Annotated in this window: 15 protein-coding genes; 14 read left to right on the top strand and 1 reads right to left on the bottom strand. The window is 33.4% G+C overall.

Annotated elements, in window-relative coordinates:
- The first annotated feature begins 41 nt into the window (after positions 1–41).
- From recG to AC1RPU_RS02750, 14 genes are all read left to right on the top strand, one after another.
- Positions 42–2,078 (top strand): ATP-dependent DNA helicase RecG, encoded by a 2,037-nt coding sequence (recG, locus tag AC1RPU_RS02815; protein ID WP_481761404.1) that lies wholly within the window; start codon positions 42–44, stop codon positions 2,076–2,078.
- A gap of 21 nt (positions 2,079–2,099) precedes the next feature.
- Positions 2,100–3,113, top strand: a complete 1,014-nt coding sequence (plsX, locus tag AC1RPU_RS02810; protein WP_481761263.1) for a phosphate acyltransferase PlsX — start codon at positions 2,100–2,102, stop codon at positions 3,111–3,113.
- 56 nt (positions 3,114–3,169) lie between these two features.
- Complete coding sequence (gene acpP / locus AC1RPU_RS02805) at positions 3,170–3,412, top strand: acyl carrier protein (RefSeq protein WP_409022605.1); 243 nt, start codon at positions 3,170–3,172, stop codon at positions 3,410–3,412.
- Positions 3,413–3,552: 140 nt separating this feature from the next.
- On the top strand, positions 3,553–4,245 hold the full coding sequence (gene rnc, locus AC1RPU_RS02800; RefSeq protein WP_481761264.1) for a ribonuclease III: 693 nt from the start codon (positions 3,553–3,555) through the stop codon (positions 4,243–4,245).
- A 24-nt stretch (positions 4,246–4,269) separates the two neighbouring features.
- A complete protein-coding gene (gene smc / locus AC1RPU_RS02795) occupies positions 4,270–7,806 on the top strand; it encodes a chromosome segregation protein SMC (RefSeq protein WP_481761265.1) in 3,537 nt (1,178 codons plus the stop codon).
- A 31-nt stretch (positions 7,807–7,837) separates the two neighbouring features.
- Positions 7,838–8,848: a signal recognition particle-docking protein FtsY gene (gene ftsY / locus AC1RPU_RS02790; RefSeq protein ID WP_481761266.1), complete on the top strand. Its 1,011-nt coding sequence runs from the start codon at positions 7,838–7,840 to the stop codon at positions 8,846–8,848.
- Positions 8,849–8,961: 113 nt separating this feature from the next.
- Entirely contained in the window at positions 8,962–9,303 is a 342-nt protein-coding gene (locus AC1RPU_RS02785; RefSeq protein WP_409022601.1) for a putative DNA-binding protein, read from the top strand.
- 16 nt (positions 9,304–9,319) lie between these two features.
- Positions 9,320–10,756 carry a signal recognition particle protein gene (ffh, locus tag AC1RPU_RS02780; RefSeq protein ID WP_481761267.1) on the top strand — a complete coding sequence of 479 codons (1,437 nt, stop codon included), beginning with the start codon at positions 9,320–9,322 and terminating at the stop codon, positions 10,754–10,756.
- Between the two features lie 139 nt (positions 10,757–10,895).
- A complete protein-coding gene (gene rpsP / locus AC1RPU_RS02775) occupies positions 10,896–11,171 on the top strand; it encodes a 30S ribosomal protein S16 (protein WP_409022599.1) in 276 nt (91 codons plus the stop codon).
- 10 nt (positions 11,172–11,181) lie between these two features.
- The gene (locus tag AC1RPU_RS02770; protein ID WP_409022598.1) at positions 11,182–11,427 is read left to right on the top strand and encodes a KH domain-containing protein; all 246 of its coding nucleotides are present in this window, start codon (positions 11,182–11,184) and stop codon (positions 11,425–11,427) included.
- A gap of 71 nt (positions 11,428–11,498) precedes the next feature.
- Positions 11,499–12,014, top strand: a complete 516-nt coding sequence (gene rimM / locus AC1RPU_RS02765; RefSeq protein ID WP_481761268.1) for a ribosome maturation factor RimM — start codon at positions 11,499–11,501, stop codon at positions 12,012–12,014.
- Between the two features lie 2 nt (positions 12,015–12,016).
- The gene (gene trmD / locus AC1RPU_RS02760) at positions 12,017–12,748 is read left to right on the top strand and encodes a tRNA (guanosine(37)-N1)-methyltransferase TrmD (RefSeq protein ID WP_481761269.1); all 732 of its coding nucleotides are present in this window, start codon (positions 12,017–12,019) and stop codon (positions 12,746–12,748) included.
- A 130-nt stretch (positions 12,749–12,878) separates the two neighbouring features.
- Positions 12,879–13,226 (top strand): 50S ribosomal protein L19, encoded by a 348-nt coding sequence (gene rplS, locus AC1RPU_RS02755; RefSeq protein WP_057973468.1) that lies wholly within the window; start codon positions 12,879–12,881, stop codon positions 13,224–13,226.
- A 791-nt stretch (positions 13,227–14,017) separates the two neighbouring features.
- Positions 14,018–14,416 (top strand): hypothetical protein, encoded by a 399-nt coding sequence (locus AC1RPU_RS02750; protein ID WP_481761270.1) that lies wholly within the window; start codon positions 14,018–14,020, stop codon positions 14,414–14,416.
- A gap of 420 nt (positions 14,417–14,836) precedes the next feature.
- Here the strand turns inward: AC1RPU_RS02750 and AC1RPU_RS02745 are convergent, their stop codons facing one another.
- On the bottom strand, positions 14,837–15,307 hold the full coding sequence (locus AC1RPU_RS02745; protein ID WP_481762175.1) for a transposase: 471 nt from the start codon (positions 15,305–15,307) through the stop codon (positions 14,837–14,839).
- Positions 15,308–15,439: the final 132 nt, after the last annotated feature.

The raw sequence follows: 15,439 nt of genomic DNA, 5'->3' as shown, positions 1-15,439 counted from the left end.
GTTCTCTCCTGCTTTTTATATTCCGTAGAAAGTGAGGTATCATAATGTCATCATTGAATGATTCAGTTAGTGTTTTAACTGGTGTTGGGCCTAAAAAATTGACTGCACTTAATCAATTAGGAATTAATACAATCATAGATTTATTAACATTTTATCCGTATCGTTATGACGATTTAAAAGCAAAAAAATTATCTGAAATTACTGATCAAGAAAAAGTAACTCTAAAAGGAATTGTCTCTTCTGAACCAGTTTTAATTCGGTTTGGTCAGAAAAGAAATCTGTTAAACGTTAGATTACTAATTGATAGTGATAATATAACCGTTAGTTTTTTTAATCAGCCTTTTTTGCAAAAACAATTTGAGATTGGTAAAGAAGTAGCTGTGTATGGTAAATGGGATGATAAAAGAAAAAGTTTATCTGGGATGAAGTTATTGACGAAGCAAAATGATGATAGGTTATCAGCGATATATCGTTCTTCCAAAGATATTCATCAATCGGCAATTCGACAGTTAATTACACAAGCATTTGAGCAATATGCGAATCAAATTGATTCAATATTACCAAATGACCTGATTAAAAAGTATCGTTTAATTGATTGTAAGACGATGTTACATGATATTCACTTTCCACAGGATGAAAAAGATTTTCATGATGCCAAACGGACGGCTATTTTTGAAGAGTTCTTTTTATTTCAATTGAAATTACAGTATATTAAAAGAAATGATACTAAAAATGATGGTATTAAAATTAACTATCAAAATAATGAATTGAAAAAATTCATTCAGACGTTACCATTTGAATTAACGGCAGCTCAAAAAAGAGTCGTTAATGAAATTTGTTCAGACATGAAACAACCAATCCATATGAATCGATTACTTCAAGGTGATGTTGGATCAGGTAAAACAATTGTTGCAGCAATTGTGATGTACGCGGCTATTACGGCGGGCTATCAAGCCGTTTTAATGGCGCCAACAGAAATATTAGCTGAACAACATGCCAATAACATGGCTACCTTATTCGCAGATTTCCCAGTTAATGTTGCACTTTTAACTGGGTCAATGAAAGTTAAAGCTAGACGTGAACTATTAGCACATCTTGAATCAGGTGAGGTTAATTTAATTATTGGAACACATGCGATTATTCAACCTGATGTGTCATTCAGTCGCGTTGGATTAGTTATTACTGATGAGCAACACCGATTTGGTGTGAATCAACGTCGCATTTTAAGAGAGAAGGGGGCTGAACCGGACGTTTTAGCAATGACGGCCACGCCAATCCCTAGGACGCTAGCAATCACTGCTTATGGCGAAATGGATGTTTCTACGATTAATGAACTACCTGCAGGACGCCAACCTATTTCGACATCTTGGTTAAAGAGTTCTCAAGTAGGTAAAGGAATCGATCTCATTAAAGAACAGTTGATTCAAGGCTCACAAGCTTATATTATTACACCACTAATTGATGAATCTGAAACACTAGATTTAAAAAATGCATTAGCTTTATACGAAAATATGAAAGAAATATTTGAGCCAAAATATAAAGTTGGATTACTGCATGGCAAAATGAAGAATGATGAAAAGGATCAGATTATGGCCGATTTTAAGGCCAATAAATATCAAATATTGGTTTCAACAACGGTTATCGAAGTCGGCGTTGATGTACCTAATGCTACTGTGATGATGATTCATAATGCTGAACGGTTTGGGTTAGCGCAATTACATCAATTACGAGGTCGGGTTGGCCGTGGTAAGAAAGCATCTTATTGTATTTTAATTGCTGATCCTAAAAATGATTTTGGAAGACAGCGCATGCAAATTATGACAGAGACAACAGACGGTTTCGTCATTTCGCAAAAAGATTTAGAGTTGCGAGGTGCTGGCGATGTATTAGGCCGTAAGCAATCTGGAATACCTGATTTTAAAATCGGTGATCCCATAGGTGATATCAATGCATTACAAGTGGCCCAACAAGAAGCGCACGAAATAGTTTTTAGAGATGACTTTGAAAGTAATCCTGAATTTAAACCACTAAACGATTATTTAAAAAACCATCAAAATACAGATTTAAAATTCGATTAAATAAGTTAGGAGAATATAATTATGAAGTTAGCAGTTGATGCAATGGGCGGCGATTTTGCACCGCAATCAATCGTCGAGGGCGTTGAACGTGCTAGAGACGAAGATAGCACCATTCAATTTACGTTGTACGGAGATGAAAAAAGAATTCGTGAATTCTTAAAAGATGATAAAAATATCACAATTGTTCACACGGATGAGGAAATTGATGGGAATGATGAACCAGTTAAGGCAATTCGTTCAAAGAAAAAAGCATCAATGGTCTTAGCAGCTCAATCTGTTAAAGATGGTGAGAATGATGCCGTATTTTCATGCGGTAATACAGGGGCACTACTTGCTGCTGGTTTGTTTATAATTGGCCGTATTAAGGGTATTCCACGACCTGGTTTATTAGCAACATTGCCAGTTATTTCTAGTGATAATACTGTAAATTTATTAGATGCTGGAGCCAATGCGGATAGTAAACCTGAACACTTGCATCAATATGCTGTCTTAGGTAACTATTACGCTAAAAATGTTCGCCATATTAGTAATCCTAAAATTGGTTTATTAAATAATGGGACAGAACCACATAAAGGCAACAAAGTGACGCAAGAAGCGTACCAATTATTACAAAACGATACCGAATTAAATTTTGTGGGTAATATTGAATCTAATGATTTGCTTTCTGGTAAAGCTGATATTGTTGTTTCTGACGGATTTACAGGTAATGCTGTTTTAAAATCCGTTGAAGGGACAGCTTTAGGAATGTTTTCATTACTCAGAAGTGCCATTATGAGTGGTGGCTTGCGTGCTAAAATTGGTGCACTTTTACTGAAACCAAGTTTAAAACAATTGAAGAATAAAATGGATTCACCTAAGTATGGCGGTGCGGTTTTACTAGGTATTAAAGCACCAGTTGTAAAATCACATGGATCAAGTAAGGCTGAAGTTGTTTATTACACAATTAACCAAATCAATGATATGGTTAATACAGATGTAGTACCTAATATTGTTAACTATTTTGAAAAGGAAACTAGTGAAAATAAAATTAACTAGACATTTCTCTGAAAAATGGTTAAAATTACGTCATGATTCAAAAGGAGGCTATTGGAATGACAGAAGAAGAAATTTTTGGAAAAATTGTTAAAATTATAGACGAACATTTTGATTTGCCAGTAGAAAAAATTACGAATGACTTAGATTTTAAAAAGGATTTAGATGCAGATTCAATTGATGTTGTTGAGTTCGTTTTAGAACTTGAAGATACATTTGGTGCAGAAATTTCTGATGAAGATGCAGAAAGTTTAACAACTGTCGGAGACGTTGTCACTTTTATTAAAGCTAACCAAAAATAATAATTCAACACGTATATTAAATCGTTCATTAAAAGCGTTAGACAATGATATTTGTCAGCGCTTTTTTTGTATGGAGTACCTTTTAGTGATTAAAACAGGTATAATTGTAAGAGCAATAATGATAATAACGGAGGATAATAATGATTAAAGGTTTAAATGAAATGTTAGCAGAAGATTTTAATATTAAATTTGTGAATACGGATTTATTAGATGAAGCATTCACACAGGCATCATATGTAAATGAACATCCCAAAGAAAATTTAAAATTTTATGAACGAATTGAATTTTTAGGAGACGCTGTTTTACAATTAACAGTTTCAGAATATTTATATCAGCGGTATACAATGCTGCCACAAGGGAAATTAACGCGTCTAAGAGCTGCAATGGTATGTGAAGAGAGTTTCAGCGCATTTGCTAAAGAATGCCGATTTGATGAATTTATTCGTTTAGGTAAAGGTGAAGAAAAATCAAATGCACGTCAAAGACCTGCGTTATTATGTGATATTTTTGAATCTTTTGTAGGAGCGCTTTATCAAGATCAAGGTAAATTAGCTGTTGAAACATTTATCAGGAAAGTTATTTTTCCAAAATTAGACTTAGGCTGGTTTGACCATGTTATGGATTATAAAACGTCGCTACAAGAGTTTTTACAAAAAGATGGTGATGTTGTCATTACCTATGATGTTGTTGATGACCTTGGTCCAGAGCATGACAGACAATATGTTATGTCTGTCAGTGCTGATGGCAAAATCATTGGACAAGGGGCAGGACATTCTAAAAAAGTTGCAGAACAACAAGCAGCAAGTAATGCATTAGGATTACTCAGAAAGTAAAAATGTTCAGGGGGTTAGTGACGGATGAAATTAGAGTCTTTAGTCATTAATGGTTTTAAATCATTTGCAGACAAAACAACAATTGAATTTAAAGACGGGATGACTGGTATTGTCGGTCCTAACGGTAGCGGTAAAAGTAATATTATTGAAGCAATTCGCTGGGTACTTGGTGAACAATCAGCCAAAAATTTACGTGGAAATAAAATGCCTGACGTTATATTTGCTGGTTCAGGGAACAGATCAGCAGTTAATCGTGCTGAAGTTAGTATTATTTTTGATAATTCTGATTTTTATATTCAAGATAATCCTGAAAAAATAACCGTTACAAGACGATTATTTAGAGATGGTGTCAGCGAGTTTTTAATTAATCAAAAGCAGTGTCGTCTTAAAGATATAACCAATCTATTCATGGATACTGGTCTTGGAAAAGAGTCATTTTCAATCATTTCTCAGGGTAGAGTTGCTGAAATTTTTAATAGTAAGCCCGAAGACAGACGTTCGATTATTGAAGAAGTTGCTGGTGTTTTAAAATATAAACAAGAAAAAAATATTGCCACTCGCCAATTAGAAGAAACAAAAGGTCATCTTAACCGGGTTTCTGATATTATTTTTGAACTTAAAGGACAAGTTGAACCTTTACGTGAGCAAAGTAGTTTGGCAAAGGATTATTTATCTCAAAAAAAGCAATTTGATGAGTTAGAACTTAGTCGGTTGGTTAAAGAAATTAAAAGGCAATCGCAACTAAAAAGGGATGTCACACATTCGTTAGATAAGTTACTTGAAATGGATAGTGATTATAAGACTAAGGTCACTGTAAAAGAACATGAAATTGCAGGTTATCGCTCAGAACTAGAGAATATTGAAAAAATGATTGATCATACACAAAACAAACTATTAGATTTAACAATTAATAAAGAACGGTTGATGGGTCAAAGTAATATATCAACTCAAAAAAAAGATTTTGAAAAGCAAAAAATAACAGAATTAAAAAAAGAACAAGAATCGGTGAATGAACAAATTATTTTGAAACAAGAGTCATTAGCTAATTTAGATAAGCGGTCATTAGCTTTACAGAAAAATATTACTGATGAGAACATGTTTATTGAAGCGATTGATAAAACGTTAGAAACAGCGGATATTTCTGGACAAGATCGTTCAAAAGAATTAAGGCGCGTTGTTAATGATACTATTCAACAACGTACACGATTACAAAGTGAGAATGAGTTTTTACAAAAAACATTAAATTTTGATTCACAGGCTAAGGTTAATGATGACTTATTAGCTACTGAACAAGAGTATTTAACACAAGCAAAAAACGATTTTAAAACTAAAAAAACTGAATTTAATTTGATTGATAATAAATTAATTAATGAAGAAAAAGAATTAGCTAAATTAAAGATTGCCTTGAAAAAAAATAACGATTCTTACGAGGCACAGCAACGTAGATGGTTTGAAGCATCAAACGTTTTAGTACAGGCGAAAAATAAAAAGGATAATCTACTTTTGACGCAAAATAGTTATAACGGCTATTATCAAGGCGTTAAAGCAATTTTAAAAGAAAAAAATAAGTTTCCTGGTTTATATGGTTCAGTGGCAGAATTAATTACGGTCCCAAAGGAAATTAATCAAGCAATAGAGACAGCATTGGGTGCGCAATTACAACAGGTAGTTGTGCAAGAAGAGTCTGTTGCAAAGAATGCAATTAAATTTTTAACGGATAATAAATTTGGTCGGGCAACATTTTTGCCTATTTCAGCTATTAAGGGACGTTCTATCGGTGATGCACAACGTTTCGTCTTAAAGTATGAAGGAGTCATCGGTATTGCGTCAGAGTTAATTAAAGTTGAACCTCAATTTATTGAAATTAGTCAGTATTTGCTAGGGACAACAATTATCGTTGAAGATATGGATACGGCAATTAAAGTTAGTCGTGATTTGAATCATCGAGTTAAAGTTGTCACACGGACTGGAGAAGTAATAAATGCAGGTGGTGCAATAACTGGTGGTAAACAGCAACATACCAGTGGATTGTTAAATCAGAAGCAAACTATTCTACAATTAGATGAAAGTATCCAAAAAATGCAACAAGAATTAGAGGCTCGTGAAGTTCGTGGCAATGAAGCTAGAGTGACTGTTGAAAAGCAAAAAGAAATGATCGAGTCGCTTGAATTGATTGTTGTTGATTTAAAAAGTCAATATCAAACAACACAATCTAAATTAACAACTAGTCGGTTAATTTTAGAACAGCAAGAACTTAAAACGACTGAAAAATATGATGAATTTGAAAAAAATCAAACTGATAAAATTAATAACCAAATAAAATTTAAAGACAATGAACAAAAAATTATTGAATTAGCACGACAAATACAAGTAGCAAATAATGATATTTCTGATATTGACTTACAATTAAAAAATAGTAATCAATTTGAACAGCAGCAACAAGTTAAGAAACAAAACCATCGTGAAAGTTTATTAGTATTCCAAGAACAATTAAAACAGCAACACGCTAATGTTATGCTGCTGAATAACGATATTCAGGAATTAGTTGATAAAGCTACATTGATAAATCAACAACATCAAGACTTACTCAGAAATACCGAAAATAGTCAGGTGAAAGAAAAAGATATCCAAAAAGAATTACAAGAATTTCAAAGGCAAGCAGAAGAAGCCGATTTAAAGTTAGCTGATTTTAAAAAGAACAGAACTAATATTAATCAAACTTTAACTGAAGAAAATAGCCATTTATCTCGTTTATCTGAGTTGCAGAGAAATATTATTGCAGATAAAATCAAAGCTGAAAATCAACAACAACAACTTAATGAGTCGCTTGATGAGTTTCTAGCTAAGCTAGCTAGTGATTTTCAACAGACTTTTGAAGAGGCTGAAAAATTAGAAAGTCAGCAACCTCTTGAACAAATTTTGGCGCAACAAAAATTATTGAGAAAAGGGCTAAAAGAAATTGGTGAGGTTAATGTGGCCTCGATTGATGAATTTGAAAGAGTTAATGAACGTTACTCATTCTTATTAGACCAACAAAATGATTTATTAGAAGCCGATGAACAATTAAAGAAAACTATGATGGATATGGATACTGAAGTTGAAAAAAGATTTAAAGCTAGTTTTATTGATATCTCTAAGAAATTTGAGGAGATATTCCCTGTTATGTTTGGTGGTGGTAAAGCTAGATTAGAATTAACTGATCCAGAAAATCTTTTAACAACTGGAATTGATATTCTAGCGCAGCCGCCTGGTAAAAAAGTTCAAAGTTTGAGTTTACTTTCTGGCGGAGAACAAGCTTTGACCGCAATTACGCTACTATTTGCTATTTTAAGAGTAAAACCAGTTCCTTTTTGTATCTTGGATGAAGCAGAAGCTGCGCTTGACGATGCAAATGTAGCTCGATTTGCTAGTTATCTAAAATCATTTCATCAAGAAACGCAATTTATTGTGATAACGCATCGAAATGGAACAATGGTTGAAGCTAATATTTTGTATGGTGTTACAATGCAAGAGTCTGGTATCTCTAAAATGGTTTCGGTATCATTAGACAAAACGGTTTGATATACTAATAAAAGATTAGGAGGCGCTACAGATGGGAATATTTAGTAGAATTAAGCAAGCTTTTACAGGTGAAGAACCAGAATCATCTGAACAAGAAAAATATGATAAAGGCCTTGAAAAATCAAGAAAAACCTTTGGACAACGCTTAAACTCACTGTTTGCTAATTTTAGAACAGTCGATGAAGATTTTTTTGAAGAGTTAGAAGAAACTTTAATTGAAGCTGATGTTGGATTTGAAACGGCTATGAAAATTAGCCGTGAGTTACAAGAAGAAGTTAAATTAAGAAATGTAAGCAATCCAGATGCTGTTTCTGCAGCAATTATTGAAAAATTGGTAGATTTGTATGAATCAGAGGGTAAAGACGAAGATAATTCTATTGCGCAAGCTGAATCAGGTCCAACTGTTATTTTATTTGTTGGTGTTAATGGCGTTGGTAAAACAACAACTATTGGGAAACTAGCACACCGTTATCATGAAGAAGGCAAAAAAGTACTCTTAGCTGCTGGAGATACATTTAGAGCGGGTGCAATAGAACAACTTGCTGAATGGAGCCGTCGTGTTGATGTCGATATCGTTCGTGGACCAGAAAAAAGTGATCCAGCCTCTGTTATTTTTGACGCGGTAAAACGTGCCAAAGAAGAAGATTACGATATTTTACTAGTTGATACAGCTGGTCGTTTGCAGAATAAAGTTAACTTGATGAATGAATTAGATAAAATTAAACGAATCATTTCTCGAGAAATTCCAGATGCACCTCATGAAGTTTTACTTGTTTTGGATGCAACAATGGGTCAAAATGCTTTAATCCAAGCTAAACAATTTAAAGAAACAACTGATGTGAGTGGTATTGTATTAACTAAGCTAGATGGAACTGCTCGTGGTGGTATCGTGTTAGCCATTCGTAATGAAATGCATTTACCAGTAAAACTTGCTGGATTAGGTGAGCAAATGGATGACTTACGTGATTTTAATGCAGAAGATTTCATTTATGGTTTGTTTAAAGGACTTATTCAAGAACAACCTGAATCAACAGAAGAATAATCTTAGAAGTCAGATTAAACTAATCGGACTTCTTTTTGCTATTGACGTTTAGGGCTAAAATCGGTACCCTTCTAAGTAGGACTGAATGAAACAAAAACGAAGGAGTTTTTTTAGTGGCGATTGATAAAACAAATCGAGTAAATGCATTGTTTGAATTTTATGAGTCATTATTAACTAAAAAACAGGCTGAATATATGGCCATGTACTATGGTGATGATTTTTCACTTGGTGAGATTGCGGACAATTTTGATGTTAGTCGGCAAGCCGTTTATGATAATATCAAACGAACAGAAAAAATTTTAGAAGATTATGAAGATAAGTTGAATTTGTATCATAATTTTATTCAACGTAATGAAAAATTAGACCAAATTAAGCAATACACAGATAGTACTTATAAAGAGGATCAAAAATTAACCGATCTAATTAATCAATTAGAAGAATTAGACGAAGAGTAAGGGTAGGTAGTTAAAAATGGCATTTGAAGGATTAACAGAAAGATTACAAAATGCGATGACGAAACTCCGTCGCAAAGGTAAAATATCTGAAACTGATTTAAAAGAGGTTATGCGTGAAATTCGCTTAGCCTTACTTGAAGCCGATGTTAACTTTACAGTGGTTAAAGAGTTCGTTAAGGTTGTTCGTGAACGTGCAATTGGTGCGGAAGTACTTGAGAGTTTAACGTCATCACAACAAATCGTCAAAATTGTAAATGAAGAATTAACTAAAGTCATGGGTGAAACAGCTGTTCCATTGAACAAGTCATCTAAAATACCAACAATTATTATGATGGTTGGTTTACAAGGGGCTGGTAAAACAACCACAGCTGGTAAACTTGCTTTAACATTAAAAAAAGAAGAAAATGCGAGACCTTTAATGATAGCAGCCGATATTTATCGTCCAGCTGCTATCGACCAATTACAAGTTTTAGGTCGAGATTTGGAAATACCTGTTTTTGAATTGGGTACAAAAGTAAACCCTGTTGAAATTGTTCGACAAGGTTTAGCACAAGCTGCAGAAAATAAAAATGATTACATTATTATTGATACAGCTGGTCGTTTACAAATTGATGAAACGCTAATGGACGAATTAGCTCAAATTAAGGCCTTAGCGAACCCAAATGAAATTCTTTTGACTGTTGATTCAATGACTGGACAAAGTGCGGTAGATGTTGCTAAAGGCTTTAATGAACAATTAGATGTTACTGGTGTCGTCTTAACTAAATTAGATGGTGACACTCGTGGTGGTGCTGCGTTATCAATTCGTTCAGTGACGGGTAAACCAATTAAATTTATCGGACAAGGTGAAAAATTAACTGATTTGGACGTATTCTATCCAGATCGTATGGCATCAAGAATTTTAGGCATGGGTGATATGCTCACGCTGATTGAAAAAGCACAACAAGATTTTGATGAAAATGAATCAGCTAAAATGGCTGAAAAATTTCAAGAAAATACATTTGATTTTAATGATTTTTTAAGTCAAATGGATCAATTACAAAAAATGGGTCCTATGGAAGATATTATGAAGATGATTCCAGGGATGGCTAATAATCCAGCTATGAAGAATGTTAAAATGGATCCCAAGGATATTGACCATATGCGTGCGACAGTATACTCAATGACACCTAAAGAACGCGAAAATCCAGACATCTTGAACCCCAGTCGTCGACGACGTATTGCTGCTGGTGCAGGTCGTCCAATTGTTGAAGTTAACCGAATGATTAAGCAATTTGGCGAAATGAAGAAAATGATGAAGAAAATGAATAGCGGTAATTTTGAAGGTATGGAAGGGATGCTTGGCAAGGGCGTAACAGGTCGCTTAGCTAAGATGTCTATGAATTCTATGGTTCGTAAGAACAAGAAAAACAAGAAAAAACGTATGAAGAAAAATAAAAACTCTAGAAAATAATCATTAAATAACCAATACTGGTATGGCTTAAGGGACATTTTGATAATTTATTTTAACTGTCAAGAAAAAAACCTTTACAAGCTGATAAATAACTGGTATATTAATTATTGTTGAAGTAGATATCAGGAGGTGTATATTAATGTCAGTAAAAATTCGTTTAAAACGTATGGGTTCTAAAAAGAGACCGTTCTACCGTGTCGTTGTAGCTGATTCACGTTCACCACGTGATGGCCGTTTCATCGAAAACGTTGGTACTTACAACCCATTAACAGAACCACAAACAGTAACACTTGAAGAAGAAAGTATTTTAAACTGGTTGAACAATGGTGCACAACCATCAGATACTGTACGTAACATTCTTTCAAATGCAGGCATCATGAAGAAATTCCATGAAGCTAAATTCTCTAAAAAATAAGGACGATTAAATGACTGAAGCAGAAGTGACAAGTTTAATTTTAACAATTGTCAAACCGCTTGTTGAAAATCCTGATGATGTCCAAATAGGACAGAAACAAGATGATCATTATGTCTATTTTGAATTATCTGTGAATTCAGATGATATTGGCCGTATTATTGGGAAGCACGGACAAGTTGCGCAAGCTATTAGAACAATAATCTATGGTGTGCGTTTAACAAGTTCGAAACGAGTGCGTCTAAACATATTAGATTAAAATAGTAACTCTTGAATGAAGCAGCAATGTTTTGTTTGGGAGTTTTTATTTTACAATAAAAAGGAGTAAATATGGATTATTATCAAGTAGGAACAATCGTCAATACTCATGGAATCAAAGGAGAAGTTAGAGTTATGGCTACAACTGACTTCGTTTCTGAGCGTTTTAAAAAGGGAACCGTCTTGTATCTGTTTGATAAGAGCGGAAAACAAGTTATTTCGTTAACGGTTATGACCTATAGACATCATAAAAATTTTGAACTCGTGACGTTTGAAGGATTACAAGATATTAACCTGGTTGAGAAGTATAAAGGATTAGATCTTAAAGTCGCTGATAAAGGTCTTCGGGAATTAGAAGAAGGTAATTACTATTACCATCAAATTATCGGCTTAGATGTCCAAAATGAAAATGAAGAAAAAATTGGCTCTATTTATGAAATTTTAAGCCCAGGAGCTAATGACGTTTGGGTTGTTAAGCGTCAGGGACAGGGTGATTTATTGTTACCAGTTATTAAAGATGTTATAAAAACTGTCGATATTGATAACAATATTGTAACGGTTGAACTTTTAGAAGGATTGGACGACTAAATATGAAAATTGATGTTTTGAGTTTATTTCCAGAAATGTTTGATGGTCCCATGAAACAATCAATTGTTGGTAAGGCAATTGATAAGGACGTTCTTGATTTAAAAATTACTAATTTTAGAGATTTTACAACTGATAAACAAAATCATGTGGACGATTACCCATATGGTGGTGGTGCAGGTATGTTATTACAAGCACAGCCAGTTTTTGACACTTTAGAAGCTGTTCAAAAGGAATCTGACACAAAAGGTAAAGTTATCCTTTTAGATCCAGCAGGACGTAAATTTGACCAAAATGTGGCTGAAGAATTTGCGAAAGAAGAACATCTAACATTTATTTGTGGTCACTATGAAGGCTATGATGAACGTATCCGCGAACTTGTAACTGATGAGGTTTCACTTGGTGATTACATTTTAACGGGTGGGGAACTAGGAGCCATGGTCATGATTGATGCGACTGTTCGATTGTTACCTGAAGTTTTAGGCAATAAAGAATCTGCTCCCGGAGATTCATTTTCAAACGGCTTGTTAGAATATCCGCAATATACACGGCCAGCTGATTTTAGAGGGATGAAAGTTCCTGAAGTTCTAACAAATGGGAATCATAAATTAATCGATGAATGGCGTCAAAAAGAATCATTGAGACGAACATTTGAGAGAAGACCAGATTTGTTGAAAGATATTCAATTATCTAAACAACAAGTTGAATGGTTAGCTGACATAAAATCTGGAAAGTAAAGGAAATAACCTTTACGCCTATAAAGTAATATGATACAATTTTAAAAGTGGTTAAAAGCCACATAAAATTACGATATTCCGCTGGCATAGTGAATGTGAATGAATTTCTGTTGAAAAGGAGATCCAAATTATGAGTCCAATGATCGCAAAACTTACAGAAGCACAATTACGTACAGATATTCCTGAGTTCCGCCCAGGTGATACTGTTCGAGTTCACGCCCGTGTTGTTGAAGGCACACGTGAACGTATCCAACTTTTCGAAGGTGTCGTTTTAAAACGCCGTGGTAAAGGTATTAGTTCAAGTTACACTGTTCGTAAAATTAGTAACGGTGTCGGTGTTGAACGTACTTTCCCATTGCATTCACCTCGTGTTGCTAAAATTGAAGTTATCCGTCATGGTCGTGTTCGTCGTGCTAAATTGTACTACTTACGTGCCCTTAATGGTAAAGCTGCTCGTATTAAAGAAGCTCGCCGTTAGATTGACGTTGAAAAGCCTTGGTAATCAAGGCTTTTTTATTTGTCTAAAAATTTGGTAGACCTATATAATTGAACCTTGCTTCAAAAAGTCGCATTAAAGTCGCTAAAAGGGGCAGAAAAGGGGCAGAAATTATAAGTTTTCGATTTCTAATTAAAGTTTATAATTAATATTTTCAATAACATATAGATATATTTTTATCAATTTTTTAATTCTTTTTGTGCATTACGGAAAAAAGTATTAATTTAAGAGGCTGGCTTTTTTAAGTTTTTAAAGTATTAACTTAGATTAATATTATAGTTAAATTATTTGAAGTAACATTAAAATTATGATAGCGTTAGATTGTTGTTAATGAAAAAGTATTAAAGTAATAGCTATTTTAATGAAGTTTTGTTCAGTATTATTAGTACCTAATCATATTTATGCTCAGGATACATTTATGAGCCGTGATATAACTAAAGCATATAATATAGGAGTCAAAGAGGGTAAAATTAAGCAATAGGATATGAACTATCAAGAGTTTTATGATTTGTGTAGTTCATCTATTTGGCCTGTATATGAAAATCAAGTTAAGCCGGGTGCTAAAACTACTCTTACTGAAATGATTGCATAAGATGACAAAGCAAAGCATGCGAGCAAGAAAGATTTTTTTCAGCAATATACAAAAAGGGTGCTCATGTTGAGGCATATAGAAAAAAGAAACATTATGGATTGCTTGGCAATTTTAGTAGTCCGTTCAAGCCAAATGATATTCATAAAATAACATCATAATAATCTGAGAGAGGGGTTTTAAAATGAAAGTAATTAAAGAAGCAAGCGGATGGATACTTCGGGGACTACTTCTTTTTAGTGGATTATGTTATGGTGGTCTCATTTATCCAAGTATAGTAATACATGGAAAATTAGCGCCATTTTCATATTATTTTGGAGGCACATTATGGGACGATTTGGCAGTGGTCATGGGATTATTAACATTTTTATTGTTAATAATCCTAGCTATAATGCCTAATAGATATTTAAAACGTTTTTGGAAATATTTTTTTATTATTACAGTGAGTATATTAGTACTTTCACTCCCAGGTGGTGCATTTTTGTTATTAACTATAATTCCTTTGTGGGAACTGATTATTATATTGGTAATAGAATGGGGAATTACATTAGGGCTTTTGTTTATAATCAAAAGCGTAGATTAAATTGGGTCTGCGTCAAATAGTGATGGTGAGACAATAAACGTCTAATCTAATTAAGGGAAATCCAAAAGGATTTCCTTTTTTTAGTTATGAATTAATAAAATTCTTTCAAAAAGATGATGTCAGTTTCCGAAACCGTAACTGCTACGTTTAAGTGTTTTAATTTTTCGATTAAGTCCTTCTATAGGACCGTTTTAATAAGTTGAAGATAAAAATATTTTCAATATAATGTGGATTCTTTATGAAAGTGGTTATTACAGTATCCATTTCACTGTTATTTGGTTGATAGTTTTCTAATAACTGAGTTTTTAAAGATTTATATTCTCTATTTTTATGATCAATTATCTGATTTAAAGTATCTATACGAACACAATCTAAGGCTTTACCAGCCAGTTAAACTAAATGAAAACGATCAATAATTATTTAAGCATTTGGGAATAGTTGATGAATGATACTTTGATATTGAGCATTCAGGTCTACAACAACAGAGGTTACAAATTGTCTTTCTTTTAGAATATATGCATTAAAAAAATGTTCCTTAATAACACTGTTAAAACGATTAGGCAGTATCGCTACAAAATTATGTGTTTCAGCATCAATCGCACTTTGACATGAAGCCCAAATAAAGCGTTGGTTCCGTAATCGCAAATGAAATTCATAGCCATTTACGCTAGAAATTCTAGCATTAACTAAACGTGTTCCATTTTTGATCATAGTTAAATAGCCACAATCTGGGTCTCTTGGAGGTATGTATGTTAATGGTGCATCTATGATATTAACTTTTCTTTTACGTGATACTATTCTAACAAAATCATCGGAAACGTTAATTTTCTTAATATTTTCGTCTTCTGTTCCTAATAGTAATAGTGCGGAATTAATTGTGATCATCAGCATCCCTCGCTTTTGATTATGTTTTGCAACTTAATCATAGCAGGGGCCGGTGGCCTCTTTTTTTGTTTTCAGAATAAAAAACTGGTGTTGATGAATTTTATTTTACCAACACCAGAAAGTGTACACCCTCAAAGT

This window comes from Dellaglioa sp. CoH-55-MRSF-7 (assembly GCF_056782235.1).
The sequence above is the reverse complement of the archived record's forward strand: the minus strand, read 5'-3'. Positions and strand labels throughout refer to the sequence as shown.

What these genes read in the sequence shown, in the direction of transcription:
- plsX (WP_481761263.1), top strand. Translation starts at nt 2,100, where the DNA reads ATGAAGTTAGCAGTTGATGCAATGGGCGGCGATTTTGCACCGCAATCA.
- acpP (WP_409022605.1), top strand. Translation starts at nt 3,170, where the DNA reads ATGACAGAAGAAGAAATTTTTGGAAAAATTGTTAAAATTATAGACGAA.
- rnc (WP_481761264.1), top strand. Translation starts at nt 3,553, where the DNA reads ATGATTAAAGGTTTAAATGAAATGTTAGCAGAAGATTTTAATATTAAA.
- smc (WP_481761265.1), top strand. Translation starts at nt 4,270, where the DNA reads ATGAAATTAGAGTCTTTAGTCATTAATGGTTTTAAATCATTTGCAGAC.
- ftsY (WP_481761266.1), top strand. Translation starts at nt 7,838, where the DNA reads ATGGGAATATTTAGTAGAATTAAGCAAGCTTTTACAGGTGAAGAACCA.
- ffh (WP_481761267.1), top strand. Translation starts at nt 9,320, where the DNA reads ATGGCATTTGAAGGATTAACAGAAAGATTACAAAATGCGATGACGAAA.
- rpsP (WP_409022599.1), top strand. Translation starts at nt 10,896, where the DNA reads ATGTCAGTAAAAATTCGTTTAAAACGTATGGGTTCTAAAAAGAGACCG.
- AC1RPU_RS02770 (WP_409022598.1), top strand. Translation starts at nt 11,182, where the DNA reads ATGACTGAAGCAGAAGTGACAAGTTTAATTTTAACAATTGTCAAACCG.
- rimM (WP_481761268.1), top strand. Translation starts at nt 11,499, where the DNA reads ATGGATTATTATCAAGTAGGAACAATCGTCAATACTCATGGAATCAAA.
- trmD (WP_481761269.1), top strand. Translation starts at nt 12,017, where the DNA reads ATGAAAATTGATGTTTTGAGTTTATTTCCAGAAATGTTTGATGGTCCC.
- rplS (WP_057973468.1), top strand. Translation starts at nt 12,879, where the DNA reads ATGAGTCCAATGATCGCAAAACTTACAGAAGCACAATTACGTACAGAT.
- AC1RPU_RS02750 (WP_481761270.1), top strand. Translation starts at nt 14,018, where the DNA reads ATGAAAGTAATTAAAGAAGCAAGCGGATGGATACTTCGGGGACTACTT.
- AC1RPU_RS02745 (WP_481762175.1), bottom strand. Translation starts at nt 15,307, where the DNA reads ATGCTGATGATCACAATTAATTCCGCACTATTACTATTAGGAACAGAA.